Origin of the sequence: Streptoverticillium reticulum, assembly GCF_047456005.1 — a bacterium.
GTDB classification, from domain to species: Bacteria; Actinomycetota; Actinomycetes; order Streptomycetales; family Streptomycetaceae; genus Streptomyces; species Streptomyces reticulum.
Genome location: NZ_CP179755.1, coordinates 4,086,712 through 4,103,394 on the forward strand (window position 1 = coordinate 4,086,712; position 16,683 = coordinate 4,103,394).

At 72.4% G+C, this 16,683-nt stretch carries 14 protein-coding genes; 11 read left to right on the forward strand and 3 right to left on the reverse strand.

Annotated features, from left to right (window positions below; translation table 11 throughout):
- Nucleotides 1–80: 80 nt before the first annotated feature.
- From ACMATS_RS18540 to pcaB, 4 genes are read left to right on the forward strand one after another with little or no spacing between them, the layout of a single operon-like run.
- Nucleotides 81–641: an SRPBCC family protein gene (locus ACMATS_RS18540; RefSeq protein ID WP_414168504.1), complete on the forward strand. Its 561-nt coding sequence runs from the start codon at nt 81–83 to the stop codon at nt 639–641.
- Nucleotides 638–2,212: a class I adenylate-forming enzyme family protein gene (locus ACMATS_RS18545; protein WP_414168505.1), complete on the forward strand. Its 1,575-nt coding sequence runs from the start codon at nt 638–640 to the stop codon at nt 2,210–2,212. The genes ACMATS_RS18540 and ACMATS_RS18545 overlap by 4 nt, the downstream gene beginning before the upstream one ends.
- The gene (locus ACMATS_RS18550; RefSeq protein WP_414168506.1) at nt 2,209–4,185 is read left to right on the forward strand and encodes an FAD/NAD(P)-binding protein; all 1,977 of its coding nucleotides are present in this window, start codon (nt 2,209–2,211) and stop codon (nt 4,183–4,185) included. Before ACMATS_RS18545 ends, ACMATS_RS18550 begins: the two co-directional genes overlap by 4 nt.
- Complete coding sequence (pcaB, locus tag ACMATS_RS18555) at nt 4,182–5,546, forward strand: 3-carboxy-cis,cis-muconate cycloisomerase (protein WP_414168507.1); 1,365 nt, start codon at nt 4,182–4,184, stop codon at nt 5,544–5,546. Before ACMATS_RS18550 ends, pcaB begins: the two co-directional genes overlap by 4 nt.
- Nucleotides 5,547–5,799: 253 nt before the next feature.
- Here the strand turns inward: pcaB and ACMATS_RS18560 are convergent, their stop codons facing one another.
- The 3 genes from ACMATS_RS18560 to ACMATS_RS18570 all read right to left on the reverse strand — a co-directional run bounded on the left by ACMATS_RS18560 (nt 5,800) and on the right by ACMATS_RS18570 (nt 7,778).
- Nucleotides 5,800–6,300 carry a putative immunity protein gene (locus tag ACMATS_RS18560; RefSeq protein WP_390777139.1) on the reverse strand — a complete coding sequence of 167 codons (501 nt, stop codon included), beginning with the start codon at nt 6,298–6,300 and terminating at the stop codon, nt 5,800–5,802.
- 4 nt (nt 6,301–6,304) lie between these two features.
- Nucleotides 6,305–6,499: a hypothetical protein gene (locus tag ACMATS_RS18565; protein ID WP_414168508.1), complete on the reverse strand. Its 195-nt coding sequence runs from the start codon at nt 6,497–6,499 to the stop codon at nt 6,305–6,307.
- Between the two features lie 175 nt (nt 6,500–6,674).
- Nucleotides 6,675–7,778 (reverse strand): transaldolase family protein, encoded by a 1,104-nt coding sequence (locus ACMATS_RS18570; protein WP_414168509.1) that lies wholly within the window; start codon nt 7,776–7,778, stop codon nt 6,675–6,677.
- A gap of 295 nt (nt 7,779–8,073) precedes the next feature.
- Between ACMATS_RS18570 and ACMATS_RS18575 the strand changes: the two genes are divergently transcribed.
- From ACMATS_RS18575 to ACMATS_RS18605, 7 genes are all read left to right on the forward strand, one after another.
- Nucleotides 8,074–8,706 (forward strand): NAD(P)H-dependent oxidoreductase, encoded by a 633-nt coding sequence (locus tag ACMATS_RS18575; RefSeq protein ID WP_414168510.1) that lies wholly within the window; start codon nt 8,074–8,076, stop codon nt 8,704–8,706.
- A 54-nt stretch (nt 8,707–8,760) separates the two neighbouring features.
- Nucleotides 8,761–9,936 (forward strand): 3-deoxy-7-phosphoheptulonate synthase, encoded by a 1,176-nt coding sequence (locus ACMATS_RS18580; protein WP_390777143.1) that lies wholly within the window; start codon nt 8,761–8,763, stop codon nt 9,934–9,936.
- Nucleotides 9,937–9,962: 26 nt separating this feature from the next.
- Nucleotides 9,963–10,733 carry a 2,3-dihydro-2,3-dihydroxybenzoate dehydrogenase gene (locus ACMATS_RS18585; protein ID WP_390777389.1) on the forward strand — a complete coding sequence of 257 codons (771 nt, stop codon included), beginning with the start codon at nt 9,963–9,965 and terminating at the stop codon, nt 10,731–10,733.
- 95 nt (nt 10,734–10,828) lie between these two features.
- Nucleotides 10,829–11,458 carry an isochorismatase family protein gene (locus tag ACMATS_RS18590; RefSeq protein ID WP_390777144.1) on the forward strand — a complete coding sequence of 210 codons (630 nt, stop codon included), beginning with the start codon at nt 10,829–10,831 and terminating at the stop codon, nt 11,456–11,458.
- Nucleotides 11,455–13,320 (forward strand): anthranilate synthase family protein, encoded by a 1,866-nt coding sequence (locus ACMATS_RS18595; RefSeq protein ID WP_414168511.1) that lies wholly within the window; start codon nt 11,455–11,457, stop codon nt 13,318–13,320. Before ACMATS_RS18590 ends, ACMATS_RS18595 begins: the two co-directional genes overlap by 4 nt.
- 149 nt (nt 13,321–13,469) lie before the next feature.
- Entirely contained in the window at nt 13,470–15,053 is a 1,584-nt protein-coding gene (locus ACMATS_RS18600; protein WP_414168512.1) for a class I adenylate-forming enzyme family protein, read from the forward strand.
- Nucleotides 15,050–16,615 (forward strand): FAD-dependent monooxygenase, encoded by a 1,566-nt coding sequence (locus tag ACMATS_RS18605; protein WP_414168513.1) that lies wholly within the window; start codon nt 15,050–15,052, stop codon nt 16,613–16,615. Before ACMATS_RS18600 ends, ACMATS_RS18605 begins: the two co-directional genes overlap by 4 nt.
- Nucleotides 16,616–16,683: the final 68 nt, after the last annotated feature.

Here is a 16,683-nt window from a genome sequence, read left to right on the forward strand (position 1 = left end):
GGAGGGACCGGGGCCCAGACTTGACAACAATCCACCCGCACCTTTGACCCGCCCCACAAACCCCCGGCATCGTAAATGCCATGACGACCGAATCCATCATCGATTCCACCCCCCTTTTCGAGTGCCGCGCGGAAACGCGCATATCGGCCTCCCCCCTCGAAATCTATTCCGTCGTGAGCGACCTGCGCCGCAGTTCCGAATGGAGCCCCGAATGCCGGGGCGGCGAATGGATCGGTGAGCCGGCCGCCGTGGGCTCCGTGTTCCGGGGCGAGAACCTGCGCAGCGAGGACGTCGTCGCCTGGGCCCCGCTCGTGCGGGGCACCTGGTACACCGAGGCCCGCGTGGTGGCGGCCGAGCCGGGCCGGACGTTCCGGTGGGTGATGCTCACGCACGCCCGGGAGAACCAGGAAAGCCTCTGGGGATTCGACATCGAGCCCGCCGGCGACGGCACCTCCGTCCTCACCCACCATTTCCGGATGGGCCACGCCACCGAGGGAATCCACAAGATAGTCACCGGCCTGGACGAGGACGGCCGCCGCCGTTTCGTGCACGACTGGTCCGCGAAACTCGTCGACGACCTGGACGTCACGCTCGCCCGAATCAAGGCCGTCATCGAGAAGTCCGAGAAGAGCGGCCGGTGATTCTCCAGCGCATCGGCAACAAGGGAATCCGGCTCGGCACGCTCTTCGACCGCGCCGCGGCCCGGCACCCGGCGAGCCCGGTGGTCCTGGACCACACGCTCGACATCGCCCCGCAGCTCGGCACCCGGCTCACGCTCACCGAAGTCGCCACGCTGGTCGACGACTTCGCCTCCCGGCTGTGGGCCGCCAAGGTGCGGCCCGGGGAGCACGTGGTCGTCCACAAGACCGACGGCTTCGACATCTCCCTCCTCGCCTGCGCCGTGGCCCGCATCGGCGCCATCCCGGTGCTGCTCTCGTCGAAGCTCGACGGCGCGACCGTCGCCGAACTCGTCCGCCGCGTCGACCGGCCGCACCTGGTCACCGACGGGGCGAAGCTCGAACACGACCTCCCGGACACCGTGTTCGGCCTCGCCGAGCAGGTGCTCCTCACCTCCGGCAGCCACGCCGGCGCCACCACGCTGGCCTCGCTCGCCGGCTCCCCCCGTGTCGCGCCCGTCGCCATGTCGCCGGACCACCCCACCCTCGTCACGCACACCTCCGGCACCACGGGCACGCCCAAGCTCGCCGTGCACACGGGCCGTACGTTCCAGGCCCGTTACCGGCCGCAGGCCTCCGTCGTGGCCTTCGTCAGAAAGTGCGAACCGCTCGCCGTGCACGTGTCGTTCGTGCACTCGCGTATGTTCACGGCCATGCCCATCGCCGTCCTCCAGGGACACCCGCTGATCGTGCTCCGCGACGACGACCCGGCCACCGTCAGCGAGATCTTCGCCCAGGCGCCGCCCGGGTTCATCGAGGCGCACCCCAACTCGTTCATGCGCTGGGAAGAGCTCGTGGACGACCCGCGGCGGCCGCTCGCGAACGTGAAGTACTTCAGCAGCACCTTCGATGCCATCCACCCCCGCACCGTGCACCGCCTGCTCGGCGCCTCGCGCCGCGAACACCCGCTGTTCGCCCAGGCGTACGGGCAGAGCGAGGTCGGCCCGATCGCCGCCCGCACGTACACCAAGGGCCGCGGCGCGGAGGCCGACGGGCGCTGCGTCGGCGTGCCGTTCCCCGGGATGACGGGCGTGCGCGTCGTCAGCCGCGACGGCAACCCGCCGTCCCGGACCAACCCCGGCACCATCGAGGTCCGCAGCGACGGCCGCATCATCACCTACCTCGGCGAGCACGAGCGCTGGGAGCAGCAGACCGCCGACGGCGACTGGTGGCGCATGGGCGACGTCGGCTACCGCACGAAGCGCGGCTGCCTGCACCTGCTCGACCGCGAGATCGACGTGATCCCCGGCATCGAGAGCACCCTCGCCGTCGAGGACACGCTCTTCGCGCGGCTCCCCGAGCTCGTCGAGGCCATCATCGTGCCGGGCGAGCACGGCACGGCCGTCCCCGTCGTCTGCACCAAGGACGACAAGCCCCTCGACCAGGTCGCCTGGCAGGCCGCCGTCCGCGGTCTCGCCCCCATGGCGGACCCCGTCCAGTGGCGACTGGAGGACCTGCCGCACACCGCCACCACCAAGATCAAGCGCGTGGAGCTCGCCAGGCTCCTCCAGGCCGGGAAGGGCGCAGCCCAGTGAGCGACAAGAGCCCCATCGAGGTCTGCATCGTCGGCGCCGGGCCGCGCGGACTGTCCGTCCTGGAGCGGCTGTGCGCCAACGAGCGCGCCGCGCCCTCGCACCGCTCCGTGACCGTCCACGTGGTCGACCCCGCGGCCCCCGGCGCCGGCACGGTCTGGCGGCCCGAGCAGTCCCGCGAGCTCCTCATGAACACCGTGGCCTCGCAGATCACGGTCTTCACGGACGACAGCGCGCAGATCGAGGGCCCCGTCGAGCCCGGTCCGAGCCTCTACGAGTGGGCCCAGAGCGAGGCGGTGGAAGGGCAGGACCCCGACACCGTGGCCGAGGCCCGCCGGCTGGGCCCCGACACCTACCCGACGCGTGCGTTCTACGGCCGCTATCTGCACGACTGCTTCCGGCACGTCGTCGACCGGGCACCGCAGCACGTCGAAGTCGTCGTGCACCGCTCGCACGCCGTGGCCATGGCAGACACCGAGGGCGTCACCGGCGGCCCGCAGGGCCTCCGCCTGGAGGACGGCACCCGGCTGAACCGCCTGGACGCCATCGTCATGGCCCTCGGCCATGTCCCCGCCCACCTCTCGCCCCGCGAGGCCCGCACCGCCAGCCTCGCCCGCATCCACCACCTCGGCTACATCACCCCCGCCAACCCGGCCGACGTCGACCTGACGGGGATCAGCCCCGGCGAACCCGTCCTGCTGCGCGGGCTCGGCCTCAACTTCTTCGACCACATGGCCCTGTTCACGGCAGGCCGCGGCGGAACCTTCGACCGCGACACCGAGGGACGTCTGACGTACCGGCCGTCGGGCCGGGAACCGAAGCTGTACGCCTTCTCCCGGCGCGGCATCCCGTACCACGCACGCGGCGAGAACGAGAAGGGCGCGTACGGGCGTTACTTCCCGCGCCTCCTCACCGCCGAGCACATCGCGACCCTGCGCGACCGCGCGGCCGTCGGCATCCCCGTCCGCTTCGGCACCGACCTGTGGCCGCTCATCGCCCGCGAGGTGGAGAGCGTCTACTACGGCACGCTGCTGGAGTCGTGGGGCCGGGCGGACGAACGCGAGCCGTTCACGGTGCGCTTCCTGGCCCTGGAGAAAGAGGCCGAGCGGGATGCCCTGCTGGACGAGCACCGCATCCCGCCGGCCGACCGCTGGAGCTGGGAGCGCCTCTCGAAGCCTTACGGCGACCGGGAGTTCGCGTCCCGCGAGGACTTCCGCGCATGGCTGCTGTCCTACCTCGCCGAGGACGTGCGCGCCGCCCGCGCAGGCAACGTCAGCGGCCCGCTCAAGGCCGCCCTCGACGTCATGCGCGACCTGCGCAACGAGATCCGCCTCGCCGTCGACCACGGCGGCCTCGAAGGCACCTCGCACCGCGACGACCTCGACGGCTGGTACACCCCGCTCAACGCCTTCCTCTCCATCGGCCCGCCGGCCCGGCGCATCGAGGAGATGATCGCGCTCATCGAAGCGGGCGTGCTGGAGGTGACGGGACCGGGCACGGTCGTCCGCATCGACACGACGGAGGCGGCGGCGTACACGGCGAGCTCGGACGTCGTACCGGGCGAACCGATCCGCTCCAAGGTCCTGATCGAGGCCCGGCTCCCCGAACCCGACCTGCGCCGCACCGCCGACCCGCTGCTGCGGCACCTGCTCAACACCGACCAGATCACGACCTTCCGCATCGACGCCGCCACCGGCAGCAGCTACGAGACCGGCGGCCTCGCGGTCACCGAACGCCCTTACCACGTCATCGACGGCCGCGGCCACGCCCACCCGCGCCGCTTCGCCTACGGCGTCCCGACCGAGGCCGTGCACTGGGTGACCGCGGCCGGCATCCGCCCCGGCGTCGACTCGGTCACGCTCGGCGACTCGGACGCCATCGCCCGCGCGGTACTGGCCCTCCCGCCGGTCGCCCATGTACCGGCGGCACTGCGCCCGGTACGCCCGGAGCCGGAGCTGACGGCGGTGATCGTGTGACCGACGCCCTGGAGGACGCCGGCCTCCTCTCCCCCGTCCGGGCGGGCACCCCCGCCGAAGCGGCCGTCTGCGACCGGGCCTGGCTGCAGGCCATGCTCGACGCGGAAGCGGCCCTGGCCCGCGCCCAGGCCCGCCTCGGCACCCTGCCCGCGAAGGCCGCGGCCACCATCACGGCCGCGGCCCGCGCCGAGGCCATGGACCTGCGGGGGCTGGCGCTGGCGGCGCGGGAGACGGCGAACCCGGTCGTGGGCCTGGTCCAGGCCCTGACCCGGGTCGTCGCGGAGACGAGCCCGACGGCTGCGGAGTACGTGCACCGCGGTTCGACGAGCCAGGACATCCTGGACACGGGCGCGATGCTGGTGGCGAGGCGGACGCTGGCGCCGATGCGGGGTGATCTGGCGCGAACGGCGAGGGCGCTGGCCGCACTTGCCGAGGCACACCGGGACACGGTGATGCCCGCCCGCACGCTGGCCCTGCACGCGGTACCGACGACGTTCGGCCTGAAGGCGGCCGGCTGGCGGCAGTTGGTCCTGGACGCGGAGGCAAGGCTGCGGGAGGTGGAGGAACGGCTCCCGGTCTCGCTCGGCGGAGCGGCGGGCACGCTGGCGGGGTACGTGGAGTACGCACGCCTGGAGGGCGTCCTGGACGCAGCCGCCTACACGGACCGGCTGCGTGAGGCGTTCGCGGAGGAGACGGGACTGGCGGCGCCGGCCCTGCCCTGGCACGCGTTGCGCACCCCGCTGGCCGATTTGGGCTCGGCCCTGGCCTTCACGGCGGGGTCACTGGGAAAGATGGCCGTGGACGTACTGGCCCTGACCCGCACGGAGACGGGCGAGGTCACGGAGGCACCGGTCGCGGGGCGGGGAAGCTCGTCGGCCATGCCGCAGAAACAGAACCCGGTGCTGGCGACGTTGGTGAGGAGCGCGGCGCTCCAAGTGCCAGTGATGGCGACGGGGTTGGCGCAGAGCCTGGTCACGGAGGACGAACGCTCGGCGGGCGTCTGGCACGCGGAGTGGCAGCTGCTACGGGAGTGCCTCCGCCTGACGGGCGGTGCGGCGGCCACTGCCGTGGAGCTGGCCGAAGGACTGGTCGTCCACCCGGACCGCATGCGGGCGAACCTCGCGCTGACGGGCGCGCAGGTGGTGACGGAACGGATCGCGGCGGTACTGGCACCGAGGCTGGGCAAGGCGGAGGCGAAACGGGTCCTGACGCGGGCGGCGGAGGAGTGCAGGAGCGGGGGACGGTCTCTGCAGGACGTGCTCGCGCAGCACTTCACGGCGGACGAACTGTCGGAACTGTGCGACCCGGCGGGGTACTTGGGGGTGGCGGGGGCGCTGACGGACCGGGCGCTGGGGTCGTAGGTGCGGAGCGTCAGCGGAAACCCTCACTTTCGGGGTGCGAAGTGAGGGTTTCCGCTGTCGGTCGTGTTTGCGCCCGGCCGCCGCACGGGCCCAGGTCGTCACCCGCGCCGGAATACCCCAGCGATGTCTTCCGCAGCGTCGAGAACGATCGTGTGAGAGCTGTCGATCCGGGACACGATGGCCTCACGTGATGCTCGGCAGCCAGCCCACTTTCAGCCCGAACGGCCGAACTCACCGCTCGCGGGTGATGCGTTCAGCCCCGCAGCGCGGTGTCGAGCTCGCGCATGAGCTCCCCCACACGCCCACCGCCGGGAGGCGCCACCGGCAACCGGCCGAGCACCGCGACAACCGCCTCCGGCGCGTGGTGACGCGCCCATTCGAGGGTCCCCGGATCCACCCGTGCCGCATGCGCTGCCGCGCCAAGAATGTGCTTCACCTGGTGAGCGTTCGCCAGCGGGTGAAGGAACGCGGCACCGGCCGCATGGCTCGCCGCTCGCGCCGCGTCGCCCGCCGCAGGCGAAGCGGCTTGCCCCGCCGCCTTGAACGCCGCCCACGCGCTCTGCCGCAGCGCGTTCGTACGCGGGCCGCCTCCGGCGAAGGCGTACGCAGCATCGATGGCGGCACGAGGGCGCGGGTCGTCAGCATGCTGCTGCTCGTAGACCACCAGCACCCTGCGCGCGCAATCGGCCGCGTAGCCCGTGATCTGCCGAAGCTCGTGTTCGCTCAGCTCGATTCTCTCCGACTCAGTTGGCACGACTTCATTTTGCCGCGGGCTCGTCGTGGCTGATCGCGCAGTTCCCCGCGCCCCTGACGGGCGCGATCAGCCCCGCCAGATACTCCCGTTCCGGCACGCTCAACGTGAGCCTGGCCGCCTGCCGGTAGTGTTCGCGGGCCCGGTCGCGCTCGCCGGCCAGGTCGAAGGTACGGCCCGGCAGGCCCGTTCGGCAGGGCACGGGTGACCAGCCCCACCCCCTCCCCGATCCGTTCCCGGTCCCACCGGGAACGGTCCTGCTCCGCGAGCGGCGCCAACCGCCCGTCTCTCGGATCGTTACCGACAGCAGAAACCCTTAATTTTGGCCGCGGAAAATCGGGGTCTCTGCTGACGGTAGGGTCGCCGGCCCCGCGCCCTCACGACCGCAGCAGTTGCGGGCCCGTCAGCCGCTCCCCCACCGCTCCCCGCACCCGGCGCCAGTTCCCCCGCACCGTCTCCGCGCTCTCCTGCTCCAGCAGCCGGCACACCGCCCCGTACCCGACCCCGAGCCTGCCCAACGCCCCCCACACCGCCCGGCCCGCCGCCTCGCGGCCGCTCAACGTGTCGCCCTCCAGGCCGAACGGGCACACCCAGGCCCCCGCGGGCAGTGCCACCGCCGTGCCCCAGGCCACAAAGCGCTCCACGCAGTGCAGCCCGGACCACATCACCGTCTGGGGGCGGGCACCGGAAGCGGCCAGGGATGCCCAGCGGTCCCCGCCCAGGCGTTCCTCGTACGCGTCGTACACCATCCGCGCCGCCGCACGGCCCGCCTCGCCGCGCAGGGCGCGCGCCTGCGGGGTGCCCAACCGGGCCAGCCGGCGGTTCACTTCGGTGTCGAAACGGCCCACGGGCAGTTCCGCCACGGAGGCGATGCCGGAGAGGGCGTGTCCCGCGGCGCGGGCGCGCTCCAGGCCGGAGGCGTAGGCGTCGGCCACCTCCCCGTAGCGGCGCAGGGAGAAGATCTCCGTGACGTGGACGCCGATCCTGCGCGCGAGGCATGCGCGGACGGTCTCCAGGGCTGCGGGCGAGGTGGCCGGGATCTTCACCAGGACGTTGGGCCTGTTGACGGCGTGGATCAAGGTTTCCGCGTCCGTCGGGCGGGGGTCCGGGCCCGCGTCCACCGAGACGTGGCCCTCCCGGCCCCGCGTGGCCTCGTACACCGGCATGAGGTCGTCGCAGGCCCGGCGCGCGTCGCACGCGATCAGGGCCCGTAACGCCGCCTCGCGGGGCACGTCGCGGTGGGCGAGGAAGCGGAGTTGCTCCGCATAGCCTTCATTGCCTTCATTGCCGTCATCCGCATCGTCATCGTCCAGCGCCGTCACGTCCAGCCGCGCTCCGCGCACCCCCCGGTGCCGGACCATGTCCGTCAGCCCGCCCGACGCGAGGAGCCGTCTGCCGGCGCCGTCGAGCCACGGCGACACCCCTTCTGCCACCAGTCGGTGCAGATCTCCGCCGGCGGCGGTCGACTCCCGTTCTGTCATGGATTGGTCCGGCTCCTGTGAGCTGTTGGGTTGTGGGCTGGTGTCCGGTGGCTGAAGAGCGGGTGGGGGGCGGGAATCAGGATAAAGAACGTCCAGGATGCGAACCAGAGGTTCCCGGACGGTCGTACACGGTCCATCACCATCCGGACGCGGACTTGATGGATCTCCCGCCTTTTGACGGAGTCCGCCGAACTCCCCCGGCCGACCTGGCAGTTTCCGCGGCGTCCTTGCAGCATCGGGATCAGATCACTTCGACCCGTATCCCGTCCGTCACCCGCCGAGGGGCATCACCTTCATGATCAAGCTTGCCGTCATCTACTCCTCCTCGACCGGAAATGTGCACCGGCTCGCCGAGGCCGCGGCGGAATCCGCGGAAAAGGCCGGAGCCGAGGTCCGGCTCCGCAAGGTCTCCGACCTCGCGGAGACGATCGTGCCAGGCAACGACGCCTGGAATGCTGCATGGACCGCGCACGTGGCGGCCACCCGTGACATTCCGGAGGCCACGCTCGACGACCTCGACTGGGCCGACGCGGTGTTGTGGGGAACGCCGGGCCGCTACGGGCTTCCCTCGGGCCCGCTGAAGCAGTTCATCGACACCACGCTGCCGCTGCACAGCCGCCGCGGTCTGGTGAACAAGGTGATGTCGTCGTTCACCTCCACCGCCACCCTGCACGGCGGCCAGGAAAGCACGATTCTCGCGCTGAACAATGCGTTCTACCACTGGGGCGCCATTGTCGTGCCGCCGGGCGTGGCCGACGCGATCCAGCTGGCGCCCACGAATGGCAACCCCTATGGCGTCAGCAGCGTTTCGCGCAACGAGCCGGGCAATGTCGGCGAGGACAATCTCGCCGCCATCGCCTACCAGTCGCGCCGGGTCGTCGAGATCACGACCGCGCTCCGCCGGGGCCTGGACGCCGCTGCCGTCTGACGGCCGCACCATTCCGGACTCCCTCACCGGCTTCATCGGCCCTGGAGACTTCCCGTGAACAATGCACTGCTCGACGCCCGCCTGAGACCCGCCCTGCAGCAGCCCGACTGGGGCGACGCGGCACCGCAGGTCCGGCAGGTGCGCGAGGAACTGGCCGCCCTTCCCGCGCTGGTGCGGCCCTCCGACATCCGCACCCTGCGCGCCCATCTGGCCCGGGTGGCCGGCGGTGAGGCACAGGTCGTGCAGGCCGGCGACTGTGCGGAGGACCCGGCGGAGTGCACGGCCGGGTACGTCGCCCGCAAGGCCGGGCTGCTGGACGTCCTGGCCGGCGTCCTGCAGATGACCACGCACCGGCCGGTGGTCCGCGTGGGGCGCATCGCCGGCCAGTTCGCCAAGCCGCGGTCCAGTCCCTTCGAGAACGTCCATGGGACTCAGCTCCCCGTCTACCGCGGGCATTTGGTCAATGATCCTGAGCCTCATCCCGAGCGCCGCCGCCCCGATCCGCAGCGGCTGCTGACCGGGTACCTGGCCGCGCAGGAGGCCATGACCCACCTGGGCTGGTACGTACCCGCCCGCCGCTCGGGCATCTGCCCGCCGGTGTGGACCAGTCACGAGGCGCTGCTGCTGGACTACGAACTGCCGCTCGTGCGGCGGGACGAGGAGGGGCGGGCCTGGCTGACGTCCACGCACTGGCCGTGGATCGGTGAGCGGACCCGGCGCACCGACGGCGCGCACGTGGCCCTGCTGGCCGAGGTCGCCAACCCCGTGGCCTGCAAGGTCGGTCCGGGCATGGGCACGGACGAACTGCTGGAGCTGTGCGCGCTGCTCGACCCGGACCGGGAGCCGGGCCGGCTGACCCTCATCGCCCGCATGGGGGCCGGCGTCGTGGCCGACCGGCTGCCGCCGCTGGCGGCTGCGGTGCGGGACGCCGGGCACCCGGTCGTCTGGCTCACCGACCCGATGCACGGCAACACCGTGGCCGGGCCGGACGGGCTCAAGACCCGGCTCGTGGACACGGTCGTCCGCGAGGTCCGCGACTTCCAGCACGCGGTGCGCACGGCGGGCGGCGTCGCGGGCGGCCTGCATCTGGAGACCACGCCGGACGACGTGACCGAGTGCGCGACGGACGCCTCGGCGGTCGGGCGCGTGGGCGACAAGTACACCAGCTTCTGCGATCCGCGGCTCAACCCGCGGCAGGCCGTCACGGTGGTCTCCGCGTGGCAGGGCTGACGGGAGGAGTGACCGTGGAGAGGAAGATGAGAGCCGCCCTCGTGACCGGTGCCGCGAGCGGCATCGGGGCCGCCGTGGCGCTGGCGCTGGGCCGGGCCGGGGACGGCGTGGCGATCGCGGCCGTCGACCGCGACGCGGAGGCCCTGCGGGGCACCGTGGCCGCGCTGGACGCCGCCGGGGTGCGGGCCGAGGGGTTCGTGTGCGACGTCACCGACGCGGCGCGCGTCGCGGCGGTCGTCGACGAGGTCGAGCACCGGCTGGGTCCGGTGGAGAGCCTGGTCAACGCGGCCGGCGTGCTGCGGACGGGCGCGGTCGCGGACTTCGGCGGGGAGGACTGGGACGCCCTGTTCGCGGTCAACGTCAAGGGCGTGTTCCACATGTCCCGGGCCGTGGTGCGGCACATGACCGCGCGGCGGCGCGGGGCGATCGTGACGGTGGCGTCGAACGCGGCCGGCACGCCGCGCCAGGGGATGGCCGCCTACGCGGCCTCGAAGGCGGCGGCCGCGATGTTCACCAAGTCGCTCGGGCTGGAGGTGGCGCAGTACGGGATCCGGTGCAACGTGGTGGCACCGGGGTCGACCGATACGCCGATGCTGAGCTCGATGTGGACGGATCGGGTGACGGCGCGGAGCACGGTCGAGGGCAACCTGGAGACGTTCAAACTCGGCATACCGCTGGGCAAGTTGGCACAGCCGGAAGATATTGCCCATGCCGTGGTCTTTCTGCTCTCCGAGCAGGCGGGGCACATCACGCTGCACGAGTTGACCGTGGACGGCGGGGCGACGTTGGGGCGTTGAGCATTCGACTGCGGGTCGGCTGTGGTTGATCGCGCAGTTCTCCGCGCCCCTTCGGGGCGCACCCCGAACCTCATCGTCGACGTCAAGGAACCCTCATGCCCGGCATCCCCCCGATCTCCTCCTACCCCATGCCCGCTGCCGACCAGTTGCCCCGCAACACGGCCCAGTGGGCCCCCGACCCGGACCGTGCCGTGCTGCTCCTGCACGACATGCAGCGGTACTTCCTCCGCCCCCTCCCGGAGGGAATCGGCGGCGAGCTGGTCCGTAATGCCACCCGGCTCCGCAGCGCTGCGCAGGCGCTCGGGATGCCCGTCGCCTACACCGCGCAGCCCGGCGGCATGACGGACGAACAGCGCGGGCTGCTCAAGGACTTCTGGGGGCCCGGCATGCGCGTCGACCCCGCGGACCGGCAGGTCGTCGAGCCGCTGGCGCCCGCCCCGGGCGACTGGGTGTTCACCAAGTGGCGCTACAGCGCCTTCTTCAAGTCCGAGCTGCTCGACCGCATGCGCGCCGCCGGCCGCGACCAGTTGATCATCGCCGGTGTCTATGCGCACGTCGGCGTCCTGATGACCGCCGTCGAGGCCTACACCAACGACATCCAGGCCTTCGTCGCCGCCGACGCCGTCGCCGACTTCTCCGAGGAGTACCACCGCATGGCCCTCACGTACGCCGCCGAGCGGTGTGCCGTCGTGGCCACCACAGAGTCCCTGGTGGCAGCCGCATGAACGACGGGCTGCTCGACCGCGTTCTCGGCCCCCGGCCGCCCGCCGCCTTCGCGCTGCTCCACCGGCCCGAGACCGCCGGGCCGGGCACGCTCGACGTGCTCGCCGGGCGCGTCACGGCCCCCGAGACCCTCGCGGACCTTCCGGTGGACGACAGCGACGACGTGCTCGTCCTCGTCCCCTACCGCCAGATCGCCGAGCGCGGGTTCACCGGCGCCGACGACGGCTCCCCGCTGCTCGCCATGTCGGTCACCGAGAAGTCCGTGCTGCCCGTGGCCGAGGTGCTCGCCCGGATACCCGACGTCCCGATCGCCCTCACCGGCAAGCACTTCGACGTCGACGACGACGCGTACGCGGAGACCGTCCGGCGGGTGATCGCGGAGGAGATCGGCGAGGGCGAGGGCGCCAACTTCGTCATCAAGCGGTCCTTCACCGCCGACATCACGGACTACGGCACCGCGCACGCGCTGACCTTCTTCCGGCGGCTCATGGAGCGCGAGTCCGGCGCGTACTGGACGTTCCTCGTGCACACCGGCGAGCGCACGTTCGTCGGGGCCACGCCCGAGCGGCACATCAGCGTGCACGGCGGGCGGGCCGTGATGAACCCGATCAGCGGCACCTACCGCTACCCGGCCGCCGGGCCCAGCCTGCCCGAGGTCATGGACTTCCTCGCCGACCGCAAAGAGGCCGACGAGCTCTACATGGTCGTCGACGAAGAGCTCAAGATGATGGCCCGCATCTGCGACACGGGCGGGCGCGTGACCGGCCCGTACCTCAAGGAGATGGCGCGGCTGGCGCACACCGAGTACTTCATCGAGGGCACCACCGACCGGGACGTCCGCGAGATCCTGCGCGAGACGATGTTCGCGCCCACGGTCACCGGCAGCCCGCTGGAGAGCGCCTGCCGCGTCATCGGCCGGCACGAGCCGCGGGGCCGCGGCTACTACAGCGGCGTGGCCGCCCTCATCGGCCGCGACGAGCACGGCGCGCGCACCCTGGACTCCGCGATCCTCATCCGCACCGCCGACATCGACCGCGCCGGGCGGCTGCGCATCGGCGTCGGGGCCACGCTCGTCCGGCACTCGGACCCGGCGTCCGAGGTCGCCGAGACCCGGGCCAAGGCGGCGGGGCTGCTCGCGGCCCTGGAGGCCGGCCCGTCCGCCCGCTTCGGTGCGCACCCCAGCGTCCGGGAGGCGCTGGCCCGCCGCAACGACACCATCGCCGGTTTCTGGCTGGCCTCGGGTTCCGGGCGGCGGCGCCCGCACCCGGCGCTGGAGGGGCGGCGGGTGCTGGTCGTGGACGCCGAGGACACCTTCACCTCGATGATCGACCACCAGCTGCGGGCCATGGGGCTCGACGTGACCGTGCGCCGCTTCGACGAACCGTACGCCTTCGAGGGGTACGACCTGGTCGTCATGGGCCCCGGGCCCGGCGACCCGCGCGAGACGTCCCACCCGAAGATCGCGCACCTGCGCGGGGCGGTGCGGAGGCTCCTCGCGGAGCGGCGCCCGTTCCTGGCCGTTTGTCTGAGCCACCAAGTGCTGTCCCTGGAACTGGGGTTCAGGCTGCACCGGCGGACCGTGCCCAACCAGGGGGTGCAGCGCAGCATCGACCTGTTCGGGCGCAGCGAGCGCGTCGGCTTCTACAACACCTTTGCCGCGCAGTGCGGGGAGGCTGTGGCCGAGTGTGCGGGGGTGGGTGCGGTCGAGGTGAGCCGGGACCCCGAGACCGGGGAGGTGCACGCGTTGCGCGGGCCGCACTTCGCGTCGATGCAGTTCCACGCGGAGTCCGTGCTCACGCAGGAGGGGCCGCGGATCACGGGTGCCCTTCTCGCGGGGCTCGCCGAGGGCGTGCCCGTCGCTTGACGACTGCGGACCGGCTGTGGCTGGTCGCGCAGTTCCCCGCGCCCCTGACGGGGCGCGATGTGAAGTCCGGCGCGGTATCGCGCCCCGAAGGGGCGCGGGGAACTGCGCGACCAGCCATACACAACCCGCACCCGAAAAGGAGCAAACCCATGCTGCCGATCACGGCAAGCGACACCGGAATCCGGATGGGCCTCGTGGCCGAGCGTGCCGCGGCCGCATACGGCGACACCCTCATCACCCTCGACCACGACATGCCACTACTCCCCGGCGCCGGGCGCCAGTTCACGTTCGCCGCGTTCGCCGACCACATCGACGACATCGCGGCCCGACTGTGGGCAGCGGGCGTGCGCCCGGCCGAGCGGGTCGCGATCCACAAATCCCCCGGCTTCGACATCAACATCCTGTCCTGCGCCGCCGCCCGCATCGGCGCCGTCCCCGTGCAGCTCTCGCCCGGTCTGGACGGGGCGAGCGTGCTGGCCCTGCTGGACCGGCTGGAGCAGCCGTACCTGGTGACGGACCTGGCCAAGCTCGACGGGCCGCTCAGCGACCCGCAACTGGCCAATGTCGCCAAGGGCGTGATCGTCGTCGCCGGGTCCCGTCCCGGCACCGTCTCGCTCGCCGAGCCGGCCGGCGCGCCCCGCGTGGAGGCCGTCGTCCAGGAGCTGGACGAGCCCGCCCTCATCACGCACACCTCGGGCACCACGGGCCTGCCCAAGCTGCTGGTGCACACGCCCCGCACGCTGCACGGCCGTTACCGGCCGCAGGCGAAGCTCTTCGACCTGGTCCGGCGGCACGAGACGGTCGCCCTGCACGTGTCCTACGTGCACTCGCGGATGCCCCTCGCACTGGCGGTGCTGCTGCCGCGCGGTGTTCCGTTCCTCGTCATGGACGATGCCGAGCCGGACCACGTGGCCGCGTTCTTCGCCGAGCACCGTCCCGCGTTCGTCGAGTCGGCGCCCAACTCCTTCATGGAGTGGGAGGACTTGGCGGACGACCCGCGCAAGCCGTTCGCGAACGTGAAGTACTACAGCAGCACGTTCGACGCCATCCACCCGAGCACGATGCACCGCCTGCTGCACGCCTCGGAGCGGCACCACCCGGTCTTCTACCAGATCTACGGGCAGAGCGAGACGGGCCCGCTGGTCGGCCGCGCCTTCACCCGCGAGACCGCGCTGGGCGGCGACGGCCGCTGCCAGGGGTACGCGTTCCCCGGCGACACCAAGTTCCGGCTGGTCGCCCGGGGCGGCAAGGAGCCGTCGCGCGAGCACCCCGGCTACATCGAAGTGCAGGCCGCGGGCCGGGTGCTCACCTACTACGGCGAGGGCGAGCGCTACGCGGGCCAGGTCGAGGAGGGCGGCTGGTGGCGCGGCATGGACGTCGGCTACCGGACCGAGGAGGGCTGTCTGCACCTGCTCGACCGCGAGGTGGACGTCGTCCCGACGATCCACAGCACCCTGGAGGTCGAGGACACCGTCCTGGACCGGCTGGACGAACTGACCGAGCTGGTGGTGCTGCGCGGTCCGCAGGACGAGCCGCTCCCGGTCGTGTGCACCCGCAAGGACCTGCCGCTGGACCCGGCGCGCTGGCGCGAGGCCGTGGCCGGCTTCCCGCCCATGGCCGACCCCGTCCACCTCACGCTGGACGAGCTGCCGCGCACGGCCACCATGAAGGTGCAGCGCATCGAGCTGACCCGGCGCCTGCACGAGCAGCTGGCTGAGGAGGAGCGCTCGTGACCGACGTCGACGTGCTCGTCGTCGGCGCCGGGCCGACCGGCCTGCTCGCCGCCTGCGAGCTGCTGCGGCGCGGCGTGCGCGTCCGCGTGGTCGACCGGGCGGCGGAGCCGATGCGGGTGCCCAAGGCGCTGTCGCTGTGGCCGCGGGTGCTCGACATCCTGGAGGACCTGGGCGTCGCCGACGAGATCCGCCGGGCCTCCGTGCCGATCCGGGCGTTCAGCTACTTCTCCGACCGGCGCCCGCTGGCCTCGTTCTCCTTCGCCGAGGACCTGCGGGCGCGCCAGCTGCCGCAGCCGGAGACCGAGCGGATCCTCACCGGCCGGCTGCGTTCGCTGGGCGGCAAGATCGAGCGGGGTGTGCGGCTGCTGGCCCTGGACGACGTGGACTTCTCCGGCCGCATCGAGGCGACGGACGGCGTCACCGCGGTGCTGGAGCACGTGGGCGGCGTGCTGGAGCGGGTGCGGGTGCCGTTCGTGATCGGCGCGGACGGGGCGGGCAGCTCGGTGCGCGGGCAGCTGGGCATCGGCTTCCAGGGGACGACGTACGAGATGTCCTTCGCGCTCGTCGACTCCCGCATCGAGGGCCGGCTGCCGCGGGACGAGATCCTCTACTACCAGGCGCCGACGGGCACGTTGGTGATCGTGCCGCAGCCGGACGGCGTCCACCGCTTCCTGTCCGTCATGCCCGAGGGCGGCGGCGAGGTGGGCGTGCCGATGATGCAGGCGCTGGTCGACGAGCGCGGGCCGCGCGGGGTGCGGCTCACCGAGCCGGTGTGGCAGACGGAGTTCCGGGTGCACGCGCGGCGGGCCACGGAGTTCCGGCGGGGCCGGGTGTTCCTCATGGGCGACGCGGCGCACGTGCACAGCCCGGCGGGCGGGCAGGGGATGAACAACGGCCTGCAGGACGCCCACAACCTGGGCTGGAAGCTGGCCGCCGTGATCCGCGGCGAGTCCCCCGCGTCGCTGCTCGACGGCTACGGTCCGGAGCGCTCCGAGGCCACCCGGAAGATCGTCCGGGACACGGACGTGCAGACCCGGGCCTGGATGGCGGACAGCCGGGGCCGGGTGCTGGCCCGGGACGCGGCCTTCCGCCTGCTGGACCGCACGGGGGCCGTCTCCCGTTTCTACACCCCGGTGATGGCCGGGCGGCGGCTGGCCTACGCGCCGGAGCGGGACACGCAGTTGCCCGGCGGCCGCGCGGTGTGCCGGCTGCGCGGGCGGCTGTCGGGCGGGGCCCGCGTCGGCGGCACGTTCCCGCGGCGGACCGCGGTCGCGTCCGGCTTCGCCGGTCCGCAGGACGGGCCGCCGCGCTGGACGCTCGCCCTCCGGGCACCGGCGGCCGGAAGCGCCTGGCCGAACGCCTGGCTGACGGAAATCGGCCATATTGCGGCTCGTTGGCCACAAATAGCCGTCGTCCACCTGCCCGGGTCCTCGGACGCGGCAACGGGTTGCGGCAAAGAAGGCTATTACCTCGTCCGCCCGGACGGACATATCGCAGCACACGGCCACAAGAACGACCTGAATCGGCTGGAAACCGAGCTCGGCACCGTCCTCGCGCGCTGAGCGGCCGAGCGGCACCGGCCCGATATTTCCCACTACCTCAGGGGCCTTCCTCCCATGTGGGGGTTGCC

Bases quoted from the DNA above. Each gene is read 5' to 3' on its own strand.
- ACMATS_RS18540 (WP_414168504.1), top strand. From the start codon at position 81: ATGACGACCGAATCCATCATCGATTCCACCCCCCTTTTCGAGTGCCGC.
- ACMATS_RS18595 (WP_414168511.1), top strand. From the start codon at position 11,455: ATGAACGACGGGCTGCTCGACCGCGTTCTCGGCCCCCGGCCGCCCGCC.
- ACMATS_RS18570 (WP_414168509.1), bottom strand. From the start codon at position 7,778: ATGACAGAACGGGAGTCGACCGCCGCCGGCGGAGATCTGCACCGACTG.
- ACMATS_RS18600 (WP_414168512.1), top strand. From the start codon at position 13,470: ATGCTGCCGATCACGGCAAGCGACACCGGAATCCGGATGGGCCTCGTG.
- ACMATS_RS18575 (WP_414168510.1), top strand. From the start codon at position 8,074: ATGATCAAGCTTGCCGTCATCTACTCCTCCTCGACCGGAAATGTGCAC.
- ACMATS_RS18590 (WP_390777144.1), top strand. From the start codon at position 10,829: ATGCCCGGCATCCCCCCGATCTCCTCCTACCCCATGCCCGCTGCCGAC.
- ACMATS_RS18585 (WP_390777389.1), top strand. From the start codon at position 9,963: ATGAGAGCCGCCCTCGTGACCGGTGCCGCGAGCGGCATCGGGGCCGCC.